We start from the raw sequence: 9867 nt of genomic DNA, 5'->3' as shown, positions 1-9867 counted from the left end.
ACGTGTAGCCGTCGGTGGGGGCGACGCGGATGGTGGCGTCGTCGCCGACCATCCCGAACTGCTCGTAGCCCGCGATGCGGAACTGGCCATCCATGAGGTACTCGCCGGCGGGGAATTTCACGAGGGTACCGTCGTCGGCTACTTGGCGGAGCGTGGAGGTGATCGATTCGTTGCCGTCGTTGTCCGCACCCGCCTCCACGATGTCCACTACCTCCGAGTACTCCGACTCGTCGACCTCGCTGTCCTCGCCGTCGTCCTCGTCGTCCGTCGAGGTCGCCTGGACGCCACCGCCCAGATCCGCGGGCTCGCCGTCGATCGAAACGTCGACCGGAGCGTCGGTCTCGAAGCCGGAGATCTCGCCCGTGAAGGCGAACGAATCGGCCTCGTGCGTCGTTCGGCCCGTCACTCGTGACTCGTCGATCGAATCGAAGGAGTTGATCGTCCCGTCGTGAGCGGTGGACTTCTCGACGTCGCCCGAGACGCTGAACTCGTAGTGGGCCGTCGAACCCCGACCGATGACGGTGATCACCCGTTCGCTGTCGGCGCTCGCGACCGACCCGAACACCGGGGCGGCAGCGGCCCCTGCGAGCACTCCGAGATAGCTGCGACGACTAGTACGACTGGTACGTTCCGGATCCACACGCGCTTCTTCGTTGGTCATGTGAGATTATCCTAACACATCAACCTATGGTATAAATACACCGCGATCAATTGTTTCAGTATATAAATGATATAAAAAAACATATTATTGGCCGGATACGGCTACCGTCACCCGATTCCGGGTTCGGTCCATCCGTAAGAAGAATCGTAAATACTACAACCTCTGTTGACACAAATTCGTCAATTGATAACCGAGTCGGGGTGGTAGTCGACCTCGATGGGAGCGTCTCGAAGGGTGATAGCGATCCCGTCGATGGTCCGGAGGTCCACCTCATGCTCGCACGGATCGAAGCGGGCACCGACGTGATAGTCGCTGAGGACCGAGCGACGGCGTCCCTCGCTTTCCTCGCGTGCGGTGTCGACCGGCGGTGGGGCGATGATCGCGTCGAGTCTCGCGGGCGACCCACAGTGTGGACAGCGCTCGATACCCGATAGCTGCGTCTCGATACGCGAGCGCTCGCGGTCGGCGACCGTCCCGGAGAGTTCGTGGCTTAGTCGATTGAGGTTTACTATCATTTCCATTTCATTTCTCACGACTATGGTTGGACGGATACTGTCATGAAGGTACTACCGGAACAAATAGGTAATATTTCCTATATGAAGGTGGATCACAGCCGGCGCGACGCCCATGGGTCACCGGCCTCCCACGCGCTCGAACCGACGGCCGTAGACCCGCGAACGGCCCTTCGTTCGTGAGTGGCGCACCCGTCTCGGGACGGTCGACACGCGCGTCGAGGCCGAATCCACGAGCGGCCCGCGCGGCATCGTCGAGCGGGTCGTCGGCCGCCGCGATCGGGAGTGATCCCCCCGGTCGTGGTCACGCTGGTTGGCCTCGTAGAGGCGGCGAACCGTCGCGTGTGTCTCGAACAACGCAACGCGAAACGCATCGATAGCGGCGTCGAGACGGGAGACGAGCGCCTGCTGTCTGCTCTCGGCGCCCAACAGCGTGTCGACGGCCTCATCGAACATCCCGCCGTCCTCGTCCTCGGAGGACTCGTCTTCGGTCCCGAGGAGGTCCGTGAGTTCCACGTTCAACTCCTCGCCTTCCTCGCGGAGTGCGGGAAGGTCGACCGTCTTCCAGAGTTCCAGGAGGTCGACCGCCTCGTACAGCTCCGCGAGGTCGATCATCTCGGTGGCGTCGCCGTTTTCGAGCGCGTCCGCGAGCTTCTCGGCCTCGATGGCGTCGGGAAGTTCCTCGCCGTCGATCGCGTCCGGGAGCCTCTCGAAGTCGATCGTTTCGACCACGTCGGTCGCCTCCTCGACGACCGTCCGCAGCTTCTCGGCGAACGCGACGAGGTCTTCGTCGTCGCTCTCGGCGACGATCGTCGCTGTGAGCGCGTCGAGCAGTTCGGGAAGTGAGACGGGATCGTTGTCCGTCGATCTACTGGTCATGATCCGTCGCCCCGACCGCAGGGTGACACCCCCTCTACGTCGGGGGCCACGAAGAACGGCTCGCCTGCGTGACCGAACCCCGATGGGATCTCGACTACGAGACCGGCAGGACGGTGATCTCGTCGCCGTGGAGGACGACCTCGTAGCCGGCGTACCGGAGCGTGAGGTGGTACCGTTCGTCCCGGTGAGACGGCGAGAACAGCGCGTCGAGCGAATCCGTATCGATGACCTCCCCGATCGGAGCCAGCTCCAGTACGGAACAGTCCTCGACCGTGGCGACGGCCCGACAGACGGCTTCGCAGGCGGTTTCGTCGGCGTCCATCGAGTAGCGGAGGGCGACGGGTTCCTCTGAGAGCGGTGCGTGGATCGGGTTCGAGTGAGAGTCTGTGGCCATGGGAGGGGGTAACGGAGGGCGTTCGTGGCCGTCAGTCGTCCGACCGGGTTGCCGACAGCGTCAGGTCGGATGGCCGTCCTGCCGGAGAGACGTCACCTGACAGGTCGTCGGACACGATCTCGTGACCCGTCTCGATGTGGTGGGAGATGGCTCCCCTGATCGCCTCGGGTCGGGCGGAGACGGTCCCTACTGCCCGAAACCATTCACAGTCCTGACAGTGAAACGCGTCCTGCTCCATCGGTGTCCTCTCGGGTCGGGAGACGCATATTCCCACGGAGTAACTATCTATCCCCGATCGCTCGAATCGTGTTATATATCTAAATCCCGTCGATCGGCCCCATCGAACAACAGTTCGAACAGGGTTCGTTCGCCCGCGCGGATGTGTCGGCTCACCGTCGGCTGGGAGACGTCGAAGACCTCGGCGAGCTGTTGTGCGGTGATCCCCCGGGGCCACTCGAAGAAGCCGCTGACGGTGGCCGCGCGCAGGACCTCCTCCTGACGGTCGGTCAACAGGGCGTTGAACGCGGCCTCGAACTCCCGTTGGGTCGTGATCGGCTCGTCGCGCTCGCGCTGTGCGAGGAGTTCGGCCTCGTCGTAGCGCTCGTCGAGGAGGTCGATCACCGAGCGGACGGTGGCCGCCCCCGCGACCCGTACCACGACCCGTTCGCCGTCGTCCCCCGAAGCGAGGACGCGGGGGAACGCGCCGTGATCGACGAGCGCCGAGAGGAACGCCGAGTCGGTCAGCGTACACACGAACAGCCGGTCGGTTCCCTGCGCTCGGATGTACGTTACGTCCTCGATAGCGTCGCTCTCGCGGACGAGCCGTTCGACCCGGTCGGGATCGACGTCGGGGATCGTGACGAACACGCGAGGCGTCCCGTCGGCCCGGTAGACGGTGTTCTCGAATTCGATGGTGAGAGCGTGCTCCCGGACGAACGCGAGGACCGGGTCCTCGGGGTCCCGAACCCGGAACTCGAGGTCGATCGAGCGGTCGCCGACCAGCGCCTGCCGTCGATCGAGCGCGGCGAGCGCGTAGCCGATCGCCTCCCCGAGCTCCGTGAGCACCGATACCTCGGTCTCGTCGAAGGCGTCGGCCTCGTCGGCGTAGAGGTTCAACACGCCGTGGATCGAGTCCCGGTGGACGATCGGGACCGATATGCTCGCCCGGTAGCCCCGTTCGAGGGCGGCCTGTCGCCACGGCTCGAACGGCGGGTCCGAGTAGAGGTCGTTCTGCACGTGGGCCTCGTGGGTACGAAACGCCCTGCCGGCCGGTCCCTGCCCGGTCGAACTGTCGTCTGCGGTCACCGTGACCTCGTCGAGATAGCCCTCCTCGACGCCGGCGAACGCCTCGGGCGTGATCTCGTCGGTGACCGGATCGTGGGTCCCGATCCACGCGAAGCGATACGGGTCGGCGTCGGCCAGCCGTTCACAGACCGACTGCATGACCCCCTCGTGTGTCGAGGCCCGCGTCAATTCCCCGAGGATCCCCCTGATAACGGCGTTGAGCCGGTGGACGCGCCTGAGGGCCGCGTTCTTCTCCTCCAGACGATCGGTCTGCTCGCGCAGCGCCCGCTCGCGGTCGACCCGATCGAGCGCGGAGGTCGTGTTCGCGGCGAGGGTCTCCGCGATCGAGACGTCCGACTCGGGGATCGCATGCGGTTGATTGGCGCCGGCGATGAAGACGCCGTGTTTGCCCAGCGGGAGAACGATCACGCTGCAAAGCGCCGTCTCTTCGCTCGAGAGGTCGTCGTAGATCGCCGGTTCCCCCTTTGTGAAGGCCTGCCACGGAACGGTCCGCCGGGAGTCGAACAGTCGATGCCCGACGGCGGGCGAGTCCTCCCCGGCACCGACCGGTTCGAGATAGCCCGTCTCCGGATCGTAGAGCTCGATCGAGGCGATCGGAAGCGAGAGCATCTCGTCGGCCGCCTCGATCGCGATGCGGTTGACCCCCTCGACCGTCTCTGCCGTCGTCAGCTCCCGCGAGAACGTGTTCAGCGTCTCGAGGTGCTGTTCGCGCCGTTTTCGGTCGGTGACGTCCCGGAAGTACACCGACAGCCCCGTCTCGGAGGGGTACGCCTGCACCGCGAACCACGCCGAGAGCGGCGGGAAGTACTCCTCGAAGCGGACCGGCGTCTGGGTCTCCATCGCGCGGCGATACTCCTCCTCGAAGCCGGTCCCGACGGCCTCGGGGAACCGCTCCCAGATGTCCTCGCCGATCAGATCCCGCCCCTCCGGGTTGATCAGTTCCTCGGCGCGCTCGTTCAGGAAGGTGAATCGCCACTCCGAGTCGAGGCCGAAGAAGGCGTCGGTGACCCGACCGATCAGTTCGCCCAGTTCCGACTCGAGGCGCTCGCGCTCGGAGACGTCCCGGACGATCCCGGTGAAAAAGCGCCCTCCGGCGTGGTCGAACCGTCCGAACGAGACCTCCAGAGGGATCAGCGAGCCGTCGCGGTGGCGGCCGTCGACCTCGGCGTGACCCCACGTTCCGTCCTCGGCGTCGAGATACCGTTCGAGGCCGGCGACGTACTCGGGGGCGTCGGCCTCGGCCACGAGGGTCCCGATCGAGTTCCCGACCAGTTCCTCGGGCCGGTAGCCGAAGACGTCCTCGACGGCCTCGTTGACGAACCGGACCGTGCCGGTGTCGTCGGCCGTGACGATCACGTCCGAGGCGGCGTGCGTCAGCGCCCGGAGGTGGGCGCTCGACCCCTCGACGGCGTCGGGCCCGGCGAGCGTCCGGTCGATCCGGTGGGCCAGCACCGTCGGCTGGATCGGATCGCCCCGGTGGAGGTACTCGTCGATCCCGCGCGAGAACGCCTCGCACGCGAGCGCGTCATCCGTGCGGTCGGTGACGAGGACGGTCGGTAAGCCCACCTCCTCGTGGAGGGTCGCGAGGAAGTCGAGACCGTCGGCGTCGGGGAGGTCGTACTCGCTGACGACGCAGTCGATCCCGCCGGGTCCGAGGCGATCGCGCGCCACCGCGGCGCTCTCGGCGGTGTGGAGCGAGAGTTCGGGTCGATCGCGCTCGAAGGCGCTCGCAACGGTATCGAGTGCGGCCCGATCCGGGTCGACGTAGAGAACCGAGACGGGATCGATCATCGTTCGCCCGATCCGCGCTGTCGCGCTCGATGTCCCCGGTCCATACACCGATCCAGTACGCGGGCCGGTAAAGGGCTTGTTCACGATCGGACACACGAGCAATTAACCGCGGCGAGCCGGGAGTTCGTCCGTCGACCCTACTCGCCGGTCGTAACGTCGGTCGTCGACCCGTCCGCCCACTCGACGGAGGTCGTCCCCTCGTCGGTCGACACCGCCTCGATCAGCGTTCCGAAGTTCGCCGGCTCGTCGGTCGCCGGGGTGGTGACCACGACGTCGGCCCCCACAAAGCCGTCCAGTTGCGCCTCGCCGAGGGGCGCGGACACCGGCTCGACCAGCGGGTCGTCGATGCTGACTTCGTCGGGGTCCTCGTCCGCGCCCTCCGCGACGGCCTCGACGGGTTCGCTGATCCCCGCGCTGACGACCTCGATCGTCGTATCGCTCAGTATCTCGATCGTCGTCTCGGGTTCCATATCGCTCGGATCGTGGACGACGACGTCGAGTCGACCGTTCTCCTCGTCGGCGTGGAGGACGACCTGCACGTCGGGATCGGTCAGATCGGGGATCTGTGCCTCCTCGATCGGGTCGGCAAAGCAGTGTAGCGCCACCGATCCGGCCGGTCCCATGTCGCTGTCGGGGACGATGATCGCGGTGTCCTCGCCCGCCGAGTCGGTCATGTCCGTCCGCCCGACGATCCAACCGGGGCGCTCCTCGATGGGCACCGGATCGGAGCGATCGGGCAGCGGGTGACACCGATCGGCGAACTCGCGTGGCTGCTTGCGAACGCGGAAGATCCCCCACATGCCGGATTCGAGCAGACGGCGCTGCTGGGTCTCCTGATAGATGAAGTCACCCGTGCTCCCCGCGAGGCCGCCCGCCCCGCCGAGCATGTCGAACCGGAGGCCGAGCCCGACGCCGAAGCGGTCGTCGACCCCGATGGTCGGCGAGCCCTCGATGGGCGGGTTCGCGAGCACCTCGCCCGGCGGGTTCCGCTCCGGGCCGACGAACCGCGGCCACTGGTGGTCCGAGAGGTGGAATCGCAGGCCGCGGGACTTCCCGGTTCCCGTCTGGACCTGGAACGCGACGGGATCGTCGAGGAACGCGTTCAAGACGGGCGTTGCAGGATCGCCGTGGACCCCGGAGTCGTACACGAGGTGCTGTTCGTCGCTGTTGCGCTCGAAGCGCCGGATGAACGGCTCCGCGCGGTTGTTGATCGAGCCGTAGCCCTGATCCTCGGGATCGCCGATCTGGTTGCACGGCGCGTCGGGGTCCTGCTCGGGATCGTCGGGGTTCACCGGGACGACGCAGTCGTCCTCGTCCTTTCGGTTGACGATATATCGCCCGGTGCTGAACGAGAGGGTGAACTCCCGGAAGTCCGATACCGGCTGGATATCGCCGGTTCCAGTGCCGTTCACTGCGGAACCGGTATCGGCGGCCCCGGACGTCTTGATCATCGCCTCGGGCATCGACGCCGCGGGCGTGCCGTCGCCCGCGTCCGAGAGCGGCTCGGCGGTGCGCGGCGAGAGCCACTCGCTTCCGGCGGGACTGATCACGAGCGAGCCGAACGCGCCGTGGTGGCGGTTGCTCCGGACGTCCGCCATGTCCCACAGCACGCAGTTGTCGAGGAGTTCGTCGGCGAACCACCGGTAGGTGATCGACTCGCCCGGTTCGACCGTCTGATCGAAGTTGAACCCGACCGTTGCCCCATCGGAGCCGTTGATGTCGTAGGTGATCTGCTGGGGGTGCAACGAGATGCGCTTCGAGCGGTCCCAGTTCCGGAGGATCCGCATTTGGGGGTGGTCGTGGTCCTCGTCGAACTCGTCGAGGTCGTTTTTGAGCCTGACTTCGATGCACTCGCCCTGATTCGCCCGCAGGACCAGCGGCGTCGGCGGGCGCCGGCCGCACTTGATGTCCTCGACGTGCTCGTCGAGCGCGAAGATGATTCCATGGGGATCGTGATCACCGTACTCGTTGAACTCGATGTCCAGGTTGAACGCCGTGACCTTGTACGTGCGGACGGGCGCATCCTCGGCACACGGCTGACCCGGATCGGGCGCCTTCGGGGGGATCTCGCCGACGTTCTCGTTCTGGCGGAACGGTTTATCGGGCGGGAACTCCCGGTCGGCGCCCTCGGGGTAGATCAAGCGCCACTTCTGGCCCAGCTCCTTCCACCGGTCGGTGAAGCCGGCCCAGTGGCCCATCTCGCGGAGTTCGTCCCTCGTGATCCGCTCGTCCGGCGCACCCTGATCGGGAAGCGGTTGCAGATGATCGACTTTCGCATCGAAGACGCGGTGCATCCCCCACATCCCGGTCCAGAGGTCGTCGTCGACGGCCGACCCGAAGAGGTGGTCGTGGACCGGAAGCCCGTCCGGGTTGTGCAGCATCTCGAAGTCCTCCTGCTCGGCGAGATCCATCTCGAAGGTGAACGCCTCGGAGGTGCCGATGACCTGCGAGACGCTGAATTCGGGGTTCAGGTTCCGCGCATTGAACCGGTGCATGTGGTGGAAGAAGTCGTGTTGTTCCTCGTAGGCCCCCTGGAACAGCCGAATTCGAATCGTGTCCTCGGGGTACGTCTCGAGGACGGGCGTCTCGGGGTCGCCGTGAACCGCCGAACTGTGGACGTACGCCGGGTCCGGGTCGTTGCGGTTGTAGTACGGGGAGTTGCGGTAGTTGATCGCCATCGTCCCCTGGTTGACGTTGTGCTGGATCTGGTTGGTGATCAGGTCGCCATCGCGGTCGCACAGCTCCGCGAAGTCGTGGTAGTGGAGACACTGCTCGCGGAAGTCCTCGCCGTTGGGCTGCTCGACGATCGCCTGTGCACCGGCCTCGATCTCCTCGCCGGTGTAGGGATCGCGCCAGATCGAGCCTTCGGGCTCGACGATCAGCCCTGCGAAGGAGCCGTTCATCACCTCGTCGATACCCGAGATGTGGTCGTGGAAGAAGATCGACCCCTCCTCGTCGGCGTACCAGCGGTAGGTGCGTTTCTCCTTGGCGGGCGTCTCCTGATCGTAGTTATACCCGGTCGCAAGCGAGTCCGAGCCGAGGAGGTCGCACCCAATCCCACCGTCTGGGAGTCGATCGTGTCCGCGTCGGTGCGCTGTGGGATCTCCTTCCAGCGGTGCTGGTGGAGGTGATGGACGTGGTTATCCTCGACGGAGGCCCCGACGACGGAGAACTTGATCGGATCGCCCTTGTACGTCTCGTAGACGTTGTCGCCGCCGCCGGGATCGCCGTTGGTCCACGAACTGTAGAAGAACTCCTCGAGGTCACAGTCGGGACACTCGTCGTTGACGCGAACGCCGGTCTGGTCGGAACGGTAGTTGATCGCGTGGGTCGTCTGGGGGGTGTCGCCGTCCGGGAAGTCGATATCGGGTTCGATCCCCTCGGGAGTGTGATAGAACGTGACGAACTCTCGATAGCTCGTCTCCAGCACCTCGGGGTCGTGGATATCCGCACGCACGCCGCTGTTCAACTCCCCGCCCGTCTTCGGGTCGGTCCACGTGACGCCCTGCTCGTAGACGACGGCCGCGCCGAATAGCGACCGACTCAGCAGGTTCGCCTTTTGTGGGGGTTCGTCGGCGCTGTCGTAGGCCTGGTTAGCACCGTCGTAGAAGAAGTGCGTGCCCGTGTTACTCGCGAACCACCGATAGGTGATCGACTCTCCCGGCGCGACGGTCGTGTCCTCGTTGAACCCGACCGACATGCCGTCCGAGTCCTGTAGGTCGTAGGGCAGGGCGGTCTGGTGGATCGACGCGCGCCGGTCGAGGTCGTTGTGGAACTCGATCTCGATGACGTCGCCGACGTTTGCCCGGATCACGAGCGGCTGAATCACCGACGTGTCGACCCCGCTCGGCTTCTCCCTGTCGCGCTTCTCGTGACAGTCGCAGTCGTCCTCGTGGTCGTGATCTCCGTCGCAATCCTGATGAATAGAATGGTCGATGTCGTGAGTGTCCTCGATGTCGTCGAACGCGCGACCGGGAATCTCGCCGGAGGCCTTTCGCACCTCGTCTTTCTTCTCCTTGAGGACGTACATCGCGCCGTTTGGCTGGTGGACGCCGAAGGCGTTGTAGACGATGTCGATCTCGACCGCGTGGACGTCGAAGTGCCGTACTTTACCGCCGTTGGCCGGTTCGTCGGGTATCGCCTCGCGGAGCCGCTCGCGGGCGGCATATCCGCTGCCCATCATGCCGGCGGCCGTTCCGGCGCCGATCATGAAGTTCCGCCGCGAGGTGTGTGGTTGCTCGAATGACTGTTCTTCGGAATCGACAGTTCGGTTCGATTCGTCAGGGTGGTTTTCGGTCATGCTATGATTCGAGTAGCTCTGTGGG

7 protein-coding genes and 1 pseudogene are annotated in these 9867 nt (G+C 65.5%); all 8 read right to left on the bottom strand.

Annotation, left to right across the window (positions count from 1 at the left end; translation table 11 throughout):
• Positions 1-661, bottom strand: a pseudogene (locus HAPAU_RS22010) (hypothetical protein); the annotation flags it as partial.
• A gap of 179 nt (positions 662-840) precedes the next feature.
• Positions 841-1182 (bottom strand): hypothetical protein, encoded by a 342-nt coding sequence (locus tag HAPAU_RS13955; protein ID WP_245634123.1) that lies wholly within the window; start codon positions 1180-1182, stop codon positions 841-843.
• 111 nt (positions 1183-1293) lie between these two features.
• Entirely contained in the window at positions 1294-2052 is a 759-nt protein-coding gene (locus tag HAPAU_RS13950; protein ID WP_066383896.1) for a hypothetical protein, read from the bottom strand.
• A gap of 94 nt (positions 2053-2146) precedes the next feature.
• Positions 2147-2446 (bottom strand): HalOD1 output domain-containing protein, encoded by a 300-nt coding sequence (locus HAPAU_RS13945; RefSeq protein ID WP_084383736.1) that lies wholly within the window; start codon positions 2444-2446, stop codon positions 2147-2149.
• A 31-nt stretch (positions 2447-2477) separates the two neighbouring features.
• Positions 2478-2684: a hypothetical protein gene (locus tag HAPAU_RS13940; RefSeq protein ID WP_066383895.1), complete on the bottom strand. Its 207-nt coding sequence runs from the start codon at positions 2682-2684 to the stop codon at positions 2478-2480.
• Between the two features lie 71 nt (positions 2685-2755).
• A complete protein-coding gene (locus tag HAPAU_RS13935; RefSeq protein WP_157078476.1) occupies positions 2756-5638 on the bottom strand; it encodes a bacterio-opsin activator domain-containing protein in 2883 nt (960 codons plus the stop codon).
• A gap of 41 nt (positions 5639-5679) precedes the next feature.
• Positions 5680-8445, bottom strand: coding sequence for a hypothetical protein (locus tag HAPAU_RS13930; protein WP_066383891.1), 2766 nt, complete (start codon positions 8443-8445; stop codon positions 5680-5682).
• The gene (locus HAPAU_RS21740; protein WP_066383888.1) at positions 8445-9842 is read right to left on the bottom strand and encodes a multicopper oxidase domain-containing protein; all 1398 of its coding nucleotides are present in this window, start codon (positions 9840-9842) and stop codon (positions 8445-8447) included. The genes HAPAU_RS13930 and HAPAU_RS21740 overlap by 1 nt, the downstream gene beginning before the upstream one ends.
• Positions 9843-9867: the final 25 nt, after the last annotated feature.

This window comes from Halalkalicoccus paucihalophilus (assembly GCF_001593955.1).
GTDB classification, from domain to species: Archaea; Halobacteriota; Halobacteria; order Halobacteriales; family Halalkalicoccaceae; genus Halalkalicoccus; species Halalkalicoccus paucihalophilus.
This window is presented reverse-complemented; position numbering and strand designations above follow the sequence as displayed.